Source organism: Billgrantia sp. C5P2 (assembly GCF_051062895.2).
On sequence record NZ_CM128542.1, the window covers coordinates 2,542,243 to 2,557,718 of the forward strand.

The 15,476-nt window shown below is 62.4% G+C and carries 16 protein-coding genes; 8 read left to right on the forward strand and 8 right to left on the reverse strand.

Going from position 1 to position 15,476, the window contains the following annotated elements; all coding sequences use genetic code 11:
* Window positions 1–100: 100 nt before the first annotated feature.
* Together glpD and ACRWQA_RS11710 are read left to right on the forward strand one after the other, a co-directional pair.
* Window positions 101–1,603: a glycerol-3-phosphate dehydrogenase gene (gene glpD / locus ACRWQA_RS11705; protein ID WP_434228574.1), complete on the forward strand. Its 1,503-nt coding sequence runs from the start codon at window positions 101–103 to the stop codon at window positions 1,601–1,603.
* Between the two features lie 72 nt (window positions 1,604–1,675).
* Window positions 1,676–2,740 carry an endonuclease/exonuclease/phosphatase family protein gene (locus ACRWQA_RS11710; protein ID WP_434228586.1) on the forward strand — a complete coding sequence of 355 codons (1,065 nt, stop codon included), beginning with the start codon at window positions 1,676–1,678 and terminating at the stop codon, window positions 2,738–2,740.
* A gap of 6 nt (window positions 2,741–2,746) precedes the next feature.
* On the opposite strand, the gene ACRWQA_RS11715 is transcribed toward ACRWQA_RS11710, so the two are convergent.
* Window positions 2,747–4,126: a class II fumarate hydratase gene (locus tag ACRWQA_RS11715; RefSeq protein WP_434228576.1), complete on the reverse strand. Its 1,380-nt coding sequence runs from the start codon at window positions 4,124–4,126 to the stop codon at window positions 2,747–2,749.
* Between the two features lie 250 nt (window positions 4,127–4,376).
* Between ACRWQA_RS11715 and ACRWQA_RS11720 the strand changes: the two genes are divergently transcribed.
* Window positions 4,377–4,859 (forward strand): hypothetical protein, encoded by a 483-nt coding sequence (locus ACRWQA_RS11720; RefSeq protein WP_446326181.1) that lies wholly within the window; start codon window positions 4,377–4,379, stop codon window positions 4,857–4,859.
* Here the strand turns inward: ACRWQA_RS11720 and ACRWQA_RS11725 are convergent.
* Window positions 4,847–5,515, reverse strand: coding sequence for a helix-turn-helix domain-containing protein (locus ACRWQA_RS11725; protein ID WP_263583707.1), 669 nt, complete (start codon window positions 5,513–5,515; stop codon window positions 4,847–4,849). The genes ACRWQA_RS11720 and ACRWQA_RS11725 overlap by 13 nt on opposite strands.
* A gap of 341 nt (window positions 5,516–5,856) precedes the next feature.
* On the opposite strand from ACRWQA_RS11725, the gene ACRWQA_RS11730 reads away from it, so the two are divergent.
* From ACRWQA_RS11730 to ACRWQA_RS11740, 3 genes are all read left to right on the forward strand, one after another.
* Window positions 5,857–6,858: a sensor domain-containing diguanylate cyclase gene (locus ACRWQA_RS11730; protein WP_434232211.1), complete on the forward strand. Its 1,002-nt coding sequence runs from the start codon at window positions 5,857–5,859 to the stop codon at window positions 6,856–6,858.
* 142 nt (window positions 6,859–7,000) lie between these two features.
* Window positions 7,001–7,372: a phasin family protein gene (locus ACRWQA_RS11735; protein ID WP_412031206.1), complete on the forward strand. Its 372-nt coding sequence runs from the start codon at window positions 7,001–7,003 to the stop codon at window positions 7,370–7,372.
* A 136-nt stretch (window positions 7,373–7,508) separates the two neighbouring features.
* A complete protein-coding gene (locus ACRWQA_RS11740) occupies window positions 7,509–8,060 on the forward strand; it encodes a carboxypeptidase-like regulatory domain-containing protein (RefSeq protein WP_263583705.1) in 552 nt (183 codons plus the stop codon).
* Window positions 8,061–8,067: 7 nt separating this feature from the next.
* Here ACRWQA_RS11740 and hda read toward each other — a convergent pair whose 3' ends face one another.
* Both hda and ACRWQA_RS11750 read right to left on the reverse strand, forming a co-directional pair.
* Window positions 8,068–8,769: a DnaA regulatory inactivator Hda gene (gene hda, locus ACRWQA_RS11745; protein ID WP_263583704.1), complete on the reverse strand. Its 702-nt coding sequence runs from the start codon at window positions 8,767–8,769 to the stop codon at window positions 8,068–8,070.
* The gene (locus ACRWQA_RS11750) at window positions 8,766–9,842 is read right to left on the reverse strand and encodes an AI-2E family transporter (protein WP_263583703.1); all 1,077 of its coding nucleotides are present in this window, start codon (window positions 9,840–9,842) and stop codon (window positions 8,766–8,768) included. The genes hda and ACRWQA_RS11750 overlap by 4 nt, the downstream gene beginning before the upstream one ends.
* Window positions 9,843–9,999: 157 nt before the next feature.
* Between ACRWQA_RS11750 and purM the strand changes: the two genes are divergently transcribed.
* Both purM and purN read left to right on the forward strand, forming a co-directional pair.
* Window positions 10,000–11,076 carry a phosphoribosylformylglycinamidine cyclo-ligase gene (gene purM / locus ACRWQA_RS11755; RefSeq protein ID WP_434232207.1) on the forward strand — a complete coding sequence of 359 codons (1,077 nt, stop codon included), beginning with the start codon at window positions 10,000–10,002 and terminating at the stop codon, window positions 11,074–11,076.
* Window positions 11,073–11,798: a phosphoribosylglycinamide formyltransferase gene (gene purN / locus ACRWQA_RS11760; protein WP_434232205.1), complete on the forward strand. Its 726-nt coding sequence runs from the start codon at window positions 11,073–11,075 to the stop codon at window positions 11,796–11,798. Before purM ends, purN begins: the two co-directional genes overlap by 4 nt.
* Window positions 11,799–11,801: 3 nt before the next feature.
* Here the strand turns inward: purN and dcd are convergent, their stop codons facing one another.
* The 4 genes from dcd to ACRWQA_RS11780 form a co-directional block, all read right to left on the reverse strand.
* Window positions 11,802–12,368, reverse strand: a complete 567-nt coding sequence (dcd, locus tag ACRWQA_RS11765) for a dCTP deaminase (protein ID WP_263583700.1) — start codon at window positions 12,366–12,368, stop codon at window positions 11,802–11,804.
* A 259-nt stretch (window positions 12,369–12,627) separates the two neighbouring features.
* Entirely contained in the window at window positions 12,628–13,431 is an 804-nt protein-coding gene (gene apbC, locus ACRWQA_RS11770) for an iron-sulfur cluster carrier protein ApbC (RefSeq protein ID WP_434232215.1), read from the reverse strand.
* 165 nt (window positions 13,432–13,596) lie between these two features.
* Window positions 13,597–14,709, reverse strand: a complete 1,113-nt coding sequence (locus ACRWQA_RS11775; RefSeq protein WP_434232203.1) for a coiled-coil domain-containing protein — start codon at window positions 14,707–14,709, stop codon at window positions 13,597–13,599.
* Window positions 14,710–14,863: 154 nt separating this feature from the next.
* On the reverse strand, window positions 14,864–15,463 hold the full coding sequence (locus tag ACRWQA_RS11780) for a hypothetical protein (RefSeq protein WP_434232201.1): 600 nt from the start codon (window positions 15,461–15,463) through the stop codon (window positions 14,864–14,866).
* Between the last annotated feature and the right edge of the window lie 13 nt (window positions 15,464–15,476).

The following is a 15,476-nucleotide window of genomic DNA, read 5'->3' on the forward strand; positions in this document are numbered from 1 at the left end:
GAGACCTTGATGTTCGATTTCGATTGCTATATGTTCGTTTTCAAACATCAGCGTTGGATCGGTTCCGCTCCGCGGACCGTCAGTTCGGAGCCTTTTCCCCATGGCGCAAACGTCTCGCAAGCTACTCGACATATTCATTATCGGTGGCGGCATCAACGGTACCGGCATCGCCAACGATGCCGCCGGCCGCGGGTTGGCGGTAGGCCTGTGCGAGCAAGGCGACCTGGCCGGCGCCACGTCATCGGCAAGCAGCAAGCTGATCCACGGCGGCCTGCGCTATCTCGAGCACCGAGAGTTCCGCCTCGTCGGAGAAGCCTTGCGCGAGCGCGAAGTGCTGCTGCATAAGGCACCGCACATCATTTGGCCGTTGCGCTTCATCCTGCCGCACCGTTCCCACCTTCGCCCCGCCTGGATGATCCGCGCCGGGCTGTTTCTGTACGACCATCTCGGCAAGCGCAAGAAGCTGCCCGGATCGCGAAGCGTTCGCTTCGATGCCGCCTCGCCGCTGAAGCCCGAGATGATGCGCGGTTTCGAATATTCGGATTGCTGGGTGGACGATGCCCGACTCGTGGTGCTCAATGCGTTGCAAGCCCGTGAAGGCGGCGCGGAAATACTGGTGCGCACGCGCTGTACGGGGGCGCGGGAAGAGGACGGGATCTGGCGTATCGAACTGGAGGACGTGCGCAGTGGCAAGCGCTTCGAGCGTCATGCACGAACCCTGGTCAATGCTGCGGGCCCCTGGGTCGAGCAAGTAGTGCGCGAGCAAGCCGCGCGCCCTTCGCGTTATTCCATCCGCATGATCCAGGGCAGCCATATCGTCGTGCCACGCCTCAACGCCGACGACCGTGCCTATATCCTGCAGAACAGCGACCGCCGCATTGTCTTCGTATTACCCTACGAGGATGACTTCAGCCTGATCGGCACCACCGACCGTCGCTATCAGGGCGATCCGACACAGGTCGCCATCAGCGAGGAAGAAATCGACTATCTGCTCGGCGTGGTCAACGAGCACTTCCGTCGTCAGCTCGACCGTCGCGACGTCATCACAAGCTTCTCCGGCGTGCGCCCGCTGTGCGACGACGAATCGGCCGATCCTTCAGCCATGACCCGCGACTACACCCTGGCCCTGGACCAAACCGGCGCCCCGTTACTGTCGGTGTTCGGCGGCAAGATCACCACCTACCGCAAGCTGGCGGAAGCCGCGCTGACACTGCTAGCGCCTGCCCTGCCCGGCATGGGGACGAGCTGGACCGCCACCACCGCCCTGCCGGGAGGCGACATCGTCAGTCATGAGCACTTCATGGCGCACCTGCTTGGCGATTACCCCTGGCTCGGTGAGGAACGTGCGCGACGCTTCGCCCGTAGCTACGGCAGCCTCTGCCTGCGCTTTCTCGAAGGTGCCAGGGGGGCGGACGACCTGGGGGAGGAGTTCGGCGCCGGCCTCACCGCTGCCGAAGCCGACTACCTCATTGATCAAGAGTGGGCACTTGGCGTCGAGGACATCCTGTGGCGACGTACCAAGCTGGGCCTGCGCCTGACACCGCGCCAGGTGGAACGCCTCGCCGCACACGTCGAAGCCCACCATCAGGCGCTGGCTGCCTGAGGCTGACATGGCGTAGTCTCCTGAGGGAGGTATTGCCCGATTCAGGGCCTAGCCTCAGGAGACTCCGTGATTATCTACTCCCTTGCACTGGGCAGCGCGGTCGTGCTGCTGCTCGCTGCCACACTGATCGCCAAGTTGCCGCTGCGTTGGTGGTGGATACGAGCCTGCGAATTCCCCCGGTTGCAGCTGGCCTTTGCCGCCCTACTCACCGCCCTGCTTTCGCTTCCACTCGAATCACCCTGGCGCTGGCTACTGCTCGTAGCGAGCCTGCTGGTCGTTGCCCTGCAAGCCCGCTTCATTCTCCCCTGGACTCGCCTCTGGCCGCTTCAGGTGCAGGATGCCGAGCCGGGACACCAGTCCCGCTGCATCACACTGCTGATTGCCAACGTCCTGACTACGAATCGTCGGGCCGCACGACTCCTGGAAATCATCCGCCAGAACGACCCCGATGTCGTGTTGACTCTCGAGTCCGACGCCTGGTGGCAGGAGCAGCTCGACGCCGAACTCGACGAGAAATGGCCCCATAGCGTCAAGATTCCTCTCGACAATCTATACGGCATGCATCTGTACTCACGGCTTTCCCTCAGCAACACCCGTGTCGAGTGGTTGATCCAGGACGACATCCCTTCCATCCACACCGAGGTCACGCTCGAAAGTGGCGATACGTTGCGGTTGCATGCTCTCCACCCACGCCCGCCAGCCCCCAACGAGAGCGAAGAGACGCTGTGGCGCGACGCCGAGCTGCTCCTGGTCGGCAAGACCATCCATCGCGAGCCTGCTCCCACCATCGTCGCCGGCGACCTGAACGATGTGGCCTGGTCGCGTACCACGCGGCTGTTCTGTCGCATCAGCGGCATGCTCGATCTCCGCAGAGGCCGAGGCATGTACAGCACCTACCATGCTCGTTATCCCCTGCTTCGTTGGCCGCTCGACCATGTCTTCACCAGCGAGCATTTCACCTTGAAAGCACTGAGAAGGCTGCCCTATTTCGGCTCGGACCACTTCGCCATCCTGGTATCGCTCTGCTTTCGGCCCTCGCGCAGCGATGAGCACGACTGCCCCGAGGCGGACGGAGACGAGCGCAAATGGGCGCGCGAGACCATTCGTGAAGCTCGCTCTCGCGATCAGCAGGATTGAAAGAGCTCAGTCGGGTAATCCCCCCTGGGTCAGCCTGACAGGATCGAGCAGGCGCTCGAGCTCGTCCCGCCCCAGGTCGGTCTGCTCCTCGGCCACTTCGATGATAGGTCGCCCGGCCTGGTAGGCCTGCTTGGCGATGGCGGCAGCAGCGTCATAGCCGATCACCCCGTTCAAGGCTGTGACCAGTATCGGGTTGCGCGCCAGCGGCTCGGCCAGGCTCTCCTCCCGCACGCGAAACGTGGCAATGGCCCGCTCGCCGAGCAGCCGTGCCGTATTGCTCATTAGCTTGATAGCAGTCAGCAGGTTGTTGGCAACGAGAGGCAGCATCACGTTGAGCTGGAAGTTGCCGCTCTGCCCTGCCACCGTCACTGCCGCGTCCAGGCCAATCACCTGGGCAGCGGCCTGCGCCGCCGACTCGGGTATCACCGGGTTGACCTTGCCCGGCATGATGGAGCTGCCCGGCTGCAGCGCCTCCAGCTCGATCTCGCCCAGGCCGGCCAGAGGGCCGGAATTCATCCAGCGCAGGTCGTTGGCGATCTTCATGATCACGCAGGCCAGGCCCTTGAGCTGCCCCGAAAGTTCCACGGCGGCATCCTGGGAGCCAAGACTGGCAAAGAAGCTGTCGTTGGGGCTCAGCGAAAGGCCGGTTTGATCGCTTAGTTCCCGCGCCATGCGTTCGGCGAACTCCGGATGGGCGTTGATACCGGTACCCACCGCCGTACCGCCCTGGGCCAACCTGGCGAGGCGCACCATGGCACTATCGATACGCTCGATCGCCTGCCCGATCTGGCTCGACCAGCCTCCCAGCTCCTGCCCCAGGCGCAGCGGCATGGCATCCATCAAGTGGGTTCGCCCGGTCTTCACCACCCTGTCCAGCTCGAGAGCGCGCTCGTCGATGGTGGCGCGCAGCTGCACCAGTGCCGGACGTAGCTGTGCGGTGACCTCCAGCGCCGCGGAAAGATGGATCGCGGTGGGGATGACGTCATTGCTCGACTGGCCCATGTTGACGTGGTCGTTGGGCCCCACTTTCAATCCTTCGCGGCTGGCCAGGTGTGCGATGACCTCGTTGACATTCATATTGCTCGAGGTGCCCGAGCCGGTCTGGAACACATCTACGGGAAACTGCTCATCGTGCTCGCCATCGACGATCCTTTGCGCGGCCGCCATGATGGCTTCGGCCCGTTTCTCGTCGAGTAGCCCCAGATCCCGGTTCACCTTGGCAGCAGCCAGCTTGATGCGGGCAATGGCGTGGATGAATGCCGCAGGCATCGGCTGACCCAAGACCGGAAAATTCTCCACCGCCCGCTGGGTTTGGGCGCCATAGAGCGCTGCGGCCGGCACCCGAAGCTCGCCCATGCTGTCGCGCTCGATACGATGTTCGCTCATGTCACTCCCTCGCTTGTCGACTCTTCCTTCACCATGGTGCCAAGCCTGGTGTCACGCAAGCCAGGCACAGGCTGCGTGTGCCTGAAGCAGTTTTTGACAGTTATCAAACCTGCGCACTGATTCGGCGTTATCGAAGCGGAACATGATAACTGTCGTTGCAGCGCAAAAGCCCCTTTCCCTAAGATCGCTTTGCCTACCCACTCCAGGCAATTCCGATAACGGCTCTAGAGCAAAGCGGACGAAACATCTCATGACCTCTACCCTGCTGCTGCCCCATGAACAGCTTACTCTCGCCAATGCGCACGAGGCCGCCGAACTCCAACGCTACCGCCGGCTGGCGCTCAGCTTTCTGCCGCACGCCCCGCAAACGAGCCGCTTGATGGCCACCTTGGGCCTGCAGAGCGAGAAGCGCCTCGACATGCTTCGCCAGGCGGCCAGGTGCCTGGAACTCGAAGCTTGCGTCACTGAAGTGCCGTTGAGTGCTTCGAACTTCACGCTGGACCAGCGGCATTTCTTCGTCATTGACGACATCATGGGTAACCAGATCATCGAACAGGCCGTGCGCTCGGCAGCGGAATCGAAGCACTTCTTCGAATGGCTGTTGAACACCAATGCCACCCCGGAGTTGCATCAACCACTAGTGAACTTCGTCAGGGAGAAGGAAGGCGAATGTCGCGTTCTGCTCGAGTACTGGGAACAGCACCGAGCTTCCATGATGGCTCAGCGAGCTTGATCGACAGGGCGACCCTGAGGCCTCTTCTGCCGCCTGCCGGTGGAAGAGGCAAGTCGCTCGAGACGGGGAAGATCGAGAAGATGGTATTCACGCCCATGCACGCGAAGCAGCCGTTGGTTCTGGTAGGTCGCGAGCGTCCTGCCGACCGTTTCCTGAGTGAGTCCCAGGTAACTGCCGATGTCGTTGCGCGTCATCGGCAAGCGAAAGTGCGAGGCCGAGTAGCCGCGGCGATGAAAGCAGGACGATACGCTCAACAGGAAATAGGCCAGGCGCGCCTCGGCAGTGCGACACAGCAATTGATGCAGGCTCAACCTCTCTTCATGCATGGCTCGACTGATACTGCGTTGAAGGTGCCGGCGTAGCCTGGGCATCCTCTGTGTCAGTGCCTCGAACTGATCGAAAGGGAGCTTGCACAACGTTGCGGTCTCGAGCGCGCTTACGGTAGCGGGATAACGCCCCAGGCCGATGGCGTCGCAGCCGACGATATCCCCGGGAAGCCAGAGTGCGGTCAGCAGGCTCTCGGCGCCTTCGACAGCCGTCTCCTGTTTGAGGTAGCCGGTGCGCACGACATAGAGGTTATCGAACGACGCCTCTTGGACGCAGAGCACTTCGCGCTTTTCCAGGCGGATGGGAGGGAAGATGAGTTCATCCAGCAACGCAATCTCCTCGGGAGACAACCCTTGTGGAACGCACAGGGCTTTGAGATAGCACGAAAGGCATCCGGCGGCTTCCGTCGCACGATGTTCGTCGCTGCCATGGCTCGGCATAGGGCGGTTCTCCTGTCCATGGAACGTTCAGACAGTATAGGAGTGCATCACTTCACTGCAGTTTGAGTTCCATCATGCTGAGAATGGGTGAGCTCAAACCCTACCCTCCAATGTCATGACGAAAATCATGCTGCGCAAAGAATTGCCGCGACCTAGTGTTAATGCTGCAGTGCCGCAGGCTCAACGTTACCTCTGGGACAAAGAGGAACGCCACTAAAGGGAACCTAGCCATGCATCAGACCCCCTGGATGACGTCTGACATTCTCAGCCGGCTCAATGCCAACGCTGGCATGCTGTTGGTGCGCAGCCTCTGGGAATATTGCCCCGAGCACATGTTCATCGTTCGCGTCGAGGGCCCCACCGACTTCGTGGTCGAAGCCATGAATCCAACGCGCCAGGCCATGCTCGGCAATGACACCATTGCCATAGGCAAACGCATCGAACAGTTACTCCCGCCTCACATGGGCCATGGCGTCATCGCCAACCTGAAGCGCTGCGTCGAGTGCCGCAGCCCCATTCGCTATGAAGAAGAAGGGGGGTACATCGACCGCAACGGGATCTGTCAACAAGGCCACTGGCAGACACTGCTGGTGCCGATCACCAATCAAGAGGGTTACGTTACCCATCTGTTCGGTGTGTCTCGCGACATGTCGCTGCTCTCTAATCAGCCTGGCGGAGCTTACCCCAACAGCAAGGAATTCGAACGACGGGTACACGAACGTACGGCGGAACTCATAGCCGCCAACGAACACCTGACTCATCTGGCGACGCATGACCCCCTGACCGATATCTACAACCGCCGCTACCTGCTGGAGCTGGCTGAACTGGAGCTTCGCCGCGCCTTTCGCTATGAGCAGCCGCTTTGCCTGATGATGCTCGACGTCGATCATTTCAAGGAAATCAACGATGTCGAGGGCCATCTCGCGGGTGACGAAGCGCTGCGGCGCGTTGCCCATACCATACTGGCCACGGTCAGGGAGTGCGATCTGGTTGGGCGCTATGGAGGCGACGAATTCATCATTCTGATGCCTGAAACCACAGCCGCCGGGGCAAGCGAGATTGCCGAACGCCTGCAGCGAACGCTATCTCAGACGACTCCGCTCACCATCAGTATCGGTATCGCCAGCCTGGAGCCCGCCGACCGCTTCGTCGTCGACCTGATCCATCGCGCCGATGCCCTGTTGCTACAGGCCAAGCGTAACGGACGCAATCGGATCGAATGCGCCGCCTGAGGAAAGCTCTGAAAGCTCTGACAGGACGCTACAGAGGCTTACCGAATCTTATATTGCGGCGCAAAAACCACTCTGCTATGCTGCAATGCAGCAGGACGGATTCCCGTTCGTTATCTATCGCGAACCAGGAGGTTCACAGGAAATGATGAAGACATTCAGCTTCGACACCAAGCCGTTCGAAGCCATGCTTCTCGGCCCGGCCCGTGCCTATGCCGCTCTGAGCATCGACTATACCGAGAAGCTGCTCTCCGCCCAGTTGGACACCGCCAAGGCATATGCCGACACAGGCCTGGCCCAGGCCCGTGGGCTGCTCGACGTGCGCGATGCCGATGGCCTGCGCAGCTATTTTGAAGGTCAGCAGCAGGTCGCCAAGGACATGACCGAGCGGCTCAAGGGCGATGCCGAAAAGGTCGTTTCCCTGAACCAGGACTTCCTGCAGCAGAGTCAAAAGCTCGCCGAGAGCAGCCTGAAGCAGACACAGCAGGCTACTTCCAGCCAAGCTGCCAAGGCGTAACGCGATAGCGTCACAACGTCTTTCTGAAGGTCCGCCGAACTCGCTTCGGCGGACCTTTCGTTTTTTGGCCTGTCCCCCGGCTTCCTTCATCGTTTATGCTCGCTGGGTACGGGCATAGCCATGAGGATGCAAGCGAATGAAAGTCTGGATACCCGTAGCCCTGCTGGGCCTGTTTCTCGCCGGTTGCCAGATGATGGAGCCGGGCCCGCCCCCTGAACGCATCGAAATCATCGAGATCGGCGAGCCCCAACGTCCCGATACCGAGCGTCCCGATGAGCAGCGCCCCGCTCCGGCTCCAAGCCGTATCCCTCGTCAAGTTGCCTTCCCCGCCGAGGAGTATGCCGCACTGCCAAAGTCAGGCACCGCCGCCATTGCCGGCCGACTCAGCCTGAACGGCACACCGGGCGCCGGGGAGACCATTTCCGTCGCTCCCGTCACCACCTATTCGGCCGAAGCCGCGGAGCACGCCCTAGCCGGCCAGGCCGTCGAGCCTGCCGACCCGCGAGCGCGCGAGTACACCCACACCACACGAACCGACGGCAATGGCAACTTTACCTTGCAGGGACTCCCGCCGGGGGAATTCTACGTTTCTGGCAGCGCGGTCAACTCGCGCGGGCAGCGCCAGGTGATCCTGCGTCAGGTGTCGCTGCGCAACGGCCAGCGCCTCGAGGTCAATCTGAGCCGCTGAACCGGCATTACCAGCCCAGCGCCTGCTTGACGAAGGGGATGGTCAGTTTGCGCTGAGCGGTAAGCGAAGCACGATCCAGAACCGACAGCGCCTCGAACAGTTCCTCGAGACGTCGTGGGCCGCGATGCAGGATGTAACGTGCCACCTCGTCGGGAAGCTGGATCCCACGCATCCGGGCACGAAGCTGCAGGGCCTGTAGCCGCTCGCCATCGTCGAGTTGTTGCAAATGGTAGGTCACGCCCCAGGTCAGGCGCGAGGCCAGGTCGGGAAGTCTTACCGGCAACTGGCGGGGCGCCACGGCAGCGGACACCACCAGCCGCTTGCCGGCATCGCGCAGGCGATTGAAGGCATGGAAGAGCCCCTCTTCCCAACGACGCCGCCCGATGACACTGTCCACGTCATCGATAGCCACCAGGTCGAGGCGCTCGGCATCCTCGAGCATCAAGGGAGGAAAATGGCCGAGGTCCCGTAGTGGCAAGTAGAGCGCACGCAGGTCTCGGTCCGAGGCCGCGTGGCAGGCCGCCTGCAGCAAGTGACTACGACCACTGCCGGACGCGCCCCACACATACAGGAACGGCTCGCCGTCGGGATCGAGCTGACGCGAGAGATGTTCGACCAGACTGGCGTTGGCTGCCGGCAGGAAGCTGTCGAAAGTCGCATCGTCGCGCAACCCCACTCCCAACGGCAGCTGCGCAGGCGCTCGGCTCATGGTAGATCCTCGTGGCGATGCTCCGGCCCATCGACGTCGTACAGCGTGCTTCGCCTGTAGCGATCGTTGAGTTCCCGCAAGAGTACCATGATCACCGCAGCGGCCGGCAGCGCCAGCAGCACGCCGGTGAAACCGAACAGCTTGCCCCCTGCCAGCACGGCGAAGATGACCGCCACCGGGTGAAGCCCGATGCGATCCCCCAGCAGCTTGGGCTGAAGCAATACGCTCTCCAGTACCTGGCCGGTGGCGAACACCGCCACGACGCCGATCAGCACCAACCAGCCCTCGAACTGAAAGAACGCCACGACCAATGCGACGCTGAGCCCGACGATGAAACCCAGGAACGGTACGATACTGGCCAGCCCCGCCGCCATGCCGATCAACAGCCCGAAGCGCACGTCGATCAGCGTCAGGCCGATGGCATAAATTGCCCCGAGGGACAGCATGACCAGTAGCTGTCCGCGCAGGAAAGCCGACAGCACTTCATCGCAGCGCTGGCCGAGACGAACCACATCCGGCTCCCAGCGGCGTGGCAGCGTGTCGTGCAGGTTGGCCACCATCCTGTCCCAGTCGAGCAGCAAGTAGAAGGTCACCACCGGGATCAGCGCCACATAGGTGATCCAGGTGATGAACGCCATGCCCGATCGACCAACCTGACCCAGGAACTGAGCCGCGTATTCGCCGGCATTCTGCCAGTTCTGTCCTAGCGTTTGCTGTATGGCAGCGAGATCAGCGGTCAGGTCGAGCCCTGTCCAGCCCTGTACCTGAGGGGCCAGTACCGTCTGCACCCAGGTGAAGATCCCCGGAATCACCTGATTGAACTGACGGATCTGCTGCATGAGCAGCGGGATCAGGATCAACAGGGCGATGACCAATACGATCGACATGACCAGGAACACGGCGCATACCGCCAGCGTACGCGACAACCCCAGGCGCTCGAGCCGATCGGCCAGGGGATCACACAGGTAAGCCAGGATCATGCCGGCAATGAACGGCATCAACATCGCTTCCAACTGGAACAGCAGCCACACCACCGCTACCACGCCGACCAGGATCCACCATTCTCTGCGCATCACACCTCCCTGCGTTTGTCATTCACGGCAATGCGAGCCGTGTTTCGTGATGCTACAATTCCGGCCCGACCTTGCCCACTGCTCCGGACATCAGGCGACATGTCGTCTGGCGCCAGTCAACGAACCACTACTGCGTTTACTTCCTACAGGACAGGCCATGACCGATTCCACCTCTCCCGACAATGCCAAGGCTTCGCTGAGCTATAAGGATGCCGGCGTCGACATCGATGCCGGCAATGCCCTGGTCGACCGCATCAAGGGCGTTGCGAAGCGCACTATGCGCCCCGAGGTAATGGGCGGGCTGGGTGGCTTCGGCGCCCTGTGCCAACTGCCCTCCGGCTATCGCGAGCCGGTGCTGGTTTCCGGCACCGACGGCGTGGGCACCAAGCTGCGCCTGGCCATGGACCTGGGTCGCCATGAAACCATCGGCATCGACCTGGTTGCCATGTGCGTCAACGATCTGATCGTCGCCGGCGCCGAACCGCTGTTCTTTCTCGATTACTATGCCACGGGCAAGCTGGACGTGGATATCGCCGCCGACGTGGTAACGGGTATCGGTGAAGGCTGCGAACGGGCCGGCTGCGCGCTGGTGGGCGGCGAAACCGCCGAGATGCCCGGCATGTACGAAGGCAGCGACTACGACCTGGCCGGCTTCTGCGTCGGCGTGGTGGAGAAGTCCGAGATCCTCGACGGCAGCAAGGTCGGCGAAGGTGACGTGCTGCTGGGCATCGCCTCCACCGGGGCGCACTCCAACGGCTACTCGCTGATTCGCAAGATCCTCGATGTCAGCGGTGCTTCGCTGGACACCGCTATCGACGGCCAGCCGCTCGGCGACGCCCTGCTCGCCCCCACGCGCATCTACGTCAAGCCGCTGCTGTCGTTGATCAAGGAGAGCGGTATCGCGGTCCATGCCCTCTCGCACATCACCGGCGGCGGCCTGCTGGAGAACGTGCCCCGTGTACTGCCGGAGACGCTCACCGCCCGCATCGACGTCAAGAGCTGGACCCGGCCAGCGCTGTTCGACTGGCTCCAGCAGCAAGGCAACGTCGCAGAGCAGGAAATGTACCGCGTGCTCAACTGCGGCATCGGCATGGTCGTGGTCGTGCCAGCCGACAAGGCCGACCAGGCCCGGGCCCACCTGCAGGCCCAGGGCGAGACAGTCTATCGCATCGGCGAGATCGTCGCTCGCGGCGAGAACGAAGATGCCGTGCTGCTGGAGAACCTCGAGGCATGAGCGAGAGCTACGCGGACACGCTCAACGACTTGACGCCCGAGCCGACAGGCGCGCGCCGGGTGGTGGTGCTGATCTCCGGCAACGGCAGCAACCTGCAAGCGCTGATCGACGAACAGACCCACGACCGGCTGGGCGGGGAAATCGTCGCGGTGATCTCCAACGTGGCGGACGCCTACGGGCTGCAGCGCGCCCGTGACGCCGGCATCGATGCGGTGGTCCTGCCCCACGGCGAGTACGACAGCCGTGACGCCTACGACATCGCCCTGATCAAGGTGATCGAGCGCCACGAGCCCGATCTGGTAATCCTCGCCGGCTTCATGCGGATCCTCAGCTCGCGCTTCGTGCAGCGCTTCCATGGCCGCATGCTCAACATTCACCCTTCCCTGCTGCCTGCCTATCGCGGTCTCAACACCCACGCCAAGGCGCTGGCCGACGGTGTGGCCGAACACGGCTGCAGCGTGCACTTCGTCACCGAGGAGCTCGACGGTGGCCCGGTGGCCATCCAGGCCGTGGTGAAGGTGAGCGAGGGCGAAACCGAAGCCAGCCTCAAGGAGAAGGTGCACGCCCGCGAGCACCTGATCTACCCCATCGCGGTGAAGTGGTTCCTGGAAGGGCGCCTGCGCCTCGAGGGCGACGCCGCCATTCTCGACGGCACGACGCTGCCACCCCATGGGCTGCGTCTCTCCCACGCCGACGCCGCCGAGGAGTTGGACGAAGAGTAGAGGTCAAGTACGGGGCAAGGTGACTCCCCTCTGCCCCATGTATTTCCCACCGCGATCCTTGTAGGAAACCTCACACACTTCATCCGACTCCAGGAACAGCATCTGCGCCACGCCCTCGTTGGCATAGATCTTGGCCGGCAGGTTGGTAGTGTTGGAGAACTCCAGGGTCACATGCCCCTCCCACTCGGGCTCCAGCGGCGTGACGTTGACGATGATGCCGCAACGCGCGTAGGTCGACTTGCCCAGGCAAATGGTCAGTACACTGCGCGGGATACGGAAATATTCCACCGTGCGCGCCAGGGCGAAGGAGTTCGGCGGAATGATGCAGACGTCACCCTTGATGTCGACGAAACTCTTCTCGTCGAACGCCTTGGGGTCGACCACCGCGGAGTGGATATTGGTGAACACCTTGAACTCGTCGGCGCAGCGTACGTCGTAACCGTAGCTGGAGGTCCCGTAGGAGATCACCCGCTGATCGTTAACGTAACGCACCTGGTCGGCTTCGAAGGGTTCGATCATACCTTCCCGCTCGGCCATGCGGCGGATCCAACTGTCGGGTCTGATGCTCATGGGACGTCCTGAGAAGAAGTTGTACCGAAGAATGAAGAAATAGGCTTTGGCTGAAAAGTCGGCGAGCGAAGGCCAGACAAGGCAAAAATCAGCGAAAAGACGGAGTTTACGTAGTGTAAATGAGTACTTTGAGCTGATTTTTAACGCCGTATGGCCAAGCGCAGACAATTTTCAGACATAGCCTAGGGCCGCTATCATAGCGGCCCTGAATGCAGCCGTCACGGCCCTGCGGCTAACGGGGCCAGACAGACCGAGGGATTCAGTCGCTGAACGAGATGCTTGGCCCTTCGTCCGCCGACTTACCCGCGAGCGCATCGGCGATTTGCCGTGCCATGTCACGGAAGATTCCGGTCACTTCCCCCTCCGGTTCGGCGACCACCGTCGGCCGCCCACCATCCACCTGCTCTCGGATCGACAGTGTCAACGGCAGCCGGCCCAGCACACGCGTCTCATACTCGGCGGCAATGCGTTCACCGCCCCCTTCGCCGAAAATCGGCTCGGCATGACCGCAGTGTGAGCACACGTGCAGGCTCATGTTCTCCACCACGCCCAGCACCGGCACGTTCACCTTACGGAACATCTCGATCCCCTTGCGGGCATCCAATAACGCAATGTCCTGCGGCGTGGTGACGATCACCGCCCCGTCCACCGGCACCTTCTGCGCGAGGGTCAGTTGAATGTCACCGGTGCCCGGGGGCATATCGATGAACAGTACATCGAGATCCTGCCAGGCGGTCTGGGTCAGCAACTGCTGGAAGGCACCTGCCACCATCGGCCCGCGCCATACCATGGGCTCCCGGGTATCGACCATGAAGGCCATCGACATGGCCTGCATGCCGTGCGTCTCCAGCGGCCGGAACTTGTTCTCGCCGGCCTGCTGGGGCCTAACACCTTCCGACACGCCCAGCATCTGGGCCTGACTCGGGCCATGGATGTCGGCATCGAGAATCCCCACCCGATAACCTTCGGCCACCATGGCCAGCGCCAGGTTGACGGTAACGGTGGACTTGCCCACCCCACCCTTGCCGGATGCTACGGCCACGATATGCTTGACCCCTTCGATCACGACTGACTCCTTGTATCATTGCGTAAGGCAGCGAGCGCCGATTCGCCTGTCTCGACAGTATACGCGCCGATGCCGGCGACTGGGTGGCAGATCCGACAACCACGTATGCCTGAAACGGCGTGCGGCGAGCCTTGGCCCGCCGCAACGATTCCCGAGAGTGCGTCAGCTGCGTTCGGCATCGGCCCTCTCTTCCTGCGGATCTTTCTGCTGCTGGCCTTGCTGCTGGTCTTGCTGCCTATCTTGCTGTTGCTGGTCTTGCTGCTGCCGGCCTTGCTCGGCCGATTCGGTGCGCAATTCGAGTTCGGCCAGTGTATCGCGCCATTGTGCCAGCTGTGCCTCGAGTTGCTGCAGCTGCCCTTGCCGGCGTTCGATCTGGGCTTCGGTCTCCTCGAGGCTGCTGCGGCCGGACTCGATCTCTTCGTTCAACCGGTCGCGCTCCTGGCGAATCGACTCGAGCTCGGACATGGCGGCGTCGCGCTCGTTGCGGATCTCGCCTATTTCGTTTTCGACCTCGTCACGCCTGGCTTCCAGCGCTTCGATATCGCTCTCCATTGCCTCGAGTCCCTGCTGGCGCTCTGCCAACGCCTCGTTGAGGGTCGTGAGCCGCTCTTCGGCACTAGCCGCCTCTTCCCGCATCTGGCCCAGTTCGCTGGTAAGCTGCTCGAGCTCGGCCTCGGCCTGCTGATGTGCCTCTTCCGCCTGCTGGCGCTCCTCCTCTGCAGCCTGACGCGCCTCTTCTGCCTCCTGCCGGGCACTCTCCGCATCCTGACGTGCCGCTTGTGCATCGGCGCGCGCCTGATCCACGGCCTGATAGTTCTCCTGCAGCGCAGTGAGGCTCTCTTCCATCTCGGCCTGCTCGCCGCGGCGGGCTTCCAGCTCACTCTCCAGCGTCGAACGTTCTTCCTGTAGCGCCTCTAGACGAGCCTGCGCATTATCGGCCTCGGCCTCGAGCCGCTCGATCTCGCCGCGGATGGCCTGCTGCTCCTCGCTCATGGCGGCCTCTAGCGACTGACGCTCTTCCTCGAGTTCGGCTAGCCGTGCCTGCTGTGTCTCGATATCCTCCCCGGCCTGATTGCGTTCGTTGAGTTCCGCGAGCAGATCCTGATGCTCGCCCTCGATTGCCGCCAGTTGCTCTTCGAGGGCTTCGCTGCGGTCGCGGTGATCGGTGGCGCTGTTGTGAGCAAAGATTGCCCAGATGATGGCGAGCACGGCCACGGCCACCAAGGCCATGACGCGCCTATCCTTGTAAAGTGGACTCTCGGGTGTCTCCGGCATGGACTAGACCCTCCAGGTGGTCCCTTTGAGCCGCCGCCGGAAGGCGACAGCCGCGTATCGCTCCTTCCTCAGCATACATAGCGATTCTTCCAGGCGAAAGGAAGTGTCTATCGATGGCTCAGCGCCGCACAATGCGTCGAATTGGTGAGGTCATTCAGGGCGTGTCGACTCGCCAATTTGAAAACCAGGGGCTGCCATGCACGTCGACATCCAGTGCAAGCAACCAGCGCGCAACGACCAGATTCGACTGGTGGACGGCGGAGTACCGCCGCGGATAGGGAACGAACTCCAGCCCGAACTCTTCGCTCGGCACCGGCTCACTAGCGGCCTGCTCGAAATGCTCATCGAGCCGTCGTCGCAGGGCCAGCACGCGCGCCGCTTCGGCTTGGAATGCATGAACATCGGTCAATCCCTCCGGAGCCAGCCGATGGAACTGGCCGGGTGAACTTATCTCAGGGTAGACGCCTCGCCCCAGCCCGGACTTGGTGGGCCAAAGCATGGCCGCGGCTCCGGCGGGCAAATGGCGGCGCCCCTCTACGTACCAGCGCCATTCACCGTAGCTGTAGCGCACCACGCCGCCCTCCTCGCGTGGCAGCACCAGGCTTGAGTGGCGTCCATGGTCGAGCAGGTAGACATCGACGGGCTCAGCGAGCGATCGAGGCTCGGGTGGCAAGACACGACCTACGCAACCGGCCAGCAGCAGCGCGCCCAACCCAGCCCCCAGCCAGCGTAGCAGGTAGAGTCGATGTTCCATGTCCTGCCTCCTG

What these genes read in the sequence shown, in the direction of transcription:
- ACRWQA_RS11730 (WP_434232211.1), top strand. Translation starts at nt 5,857, where the DNA reads ATGCATCAGACCCCCTGGATGACGTCTGACATTCTCAGCCGGCTCAAT.
- dcd (WP_263583700.1), bottom strand. Translation starts at nt 12,368, where the DNA reads ATGAGCATCAGACCCGACAGTTGGATCCGCCGCATGGCCGAGCGGGAA.
- ACRWQA_RS11720 (WP_446326181.1), top strand. Translation starts at nt 4,377, where the DNA reads ATGACCTCTACCCTGCTGCTGCCCCATGAACAGCTTACTCTCGCCAAT.
- purN (WP_434232205.1), top strand. Translation starts at nt 11,073, where the DNA reads ATGAGCGAGAGCTACGCGGACACGCTCAACGACTTGACGCCCGAGCCG.
- ACRWQA_RS11780 (WP_434232201.1), bottom strand. Translation starts at nt 15,463, where the DNA reads ATGGAACATCGACTCTACCTGCTACGCTGGCTGGGGGCTGGGTTGGGC.
- glpD (WP_434228574.1), top strand. Translation starts at nt 101, where the DNA reads ATGGCGCAAACGTCTCGCAAGCTACTCGACATATTCATTATCGGTGGC.
- ACRWQA_RS11715 (WP_434228576.1), bottom strand. Translation starts at nt 4,126, where the DNA reads ATGAGCGAACATCGTATCGAGCGCGACAGCATGGGCGAGCTTCGGGTG.
- purM (WP_434232207.1), top strand. Translation starts at nt 10,000, where the DNA reads ATGACCGATTCCACCTCTCCCGACAATGCCAAGGCTTCGCTGAGCTAT.
- ACRWQA_RS11735 (WP_412031206.1), top strand. Translation starts at nt 7,001, where the DNA reads ATGATGAAGACATTCAGCTTCGACACCAAGCCGTTCGAAGCCATGCTT.
- ACRWQA_RS11740 (WP_263583705.1), top strand. Translation starts at nt 7,509, where the DNA reads ATGAAAGTCTGGATACCCGTAGCCCTGCTGGGCCTGTTTCTCGCCGGT.
- ACRWQA_RS11750 (WP_263583703.1), bottom strand. Translation starts at nt 9,842, where the DNA reads ATGCGCAGAGAATGGTGGATCCTGGTCGGCGTGGTAGCGGTGGTGTGG.
- ACRWQA_RS11775 (WP_434232203.1), bottom strand. Translation starts at nt 14,709, where the DNA reads ATGCCGGAGACACCCGAGAGTCCACTTTACAAGGATAGGCGCGTCATG.
- hda (WP_263583704.1), bottom strand. Translation starts at nt 8,769, where the DNA reads ATGAGCCGAGCGCCTGCGCAGCTGCCGTTGGGAGTGGGGTTGCGCGAC.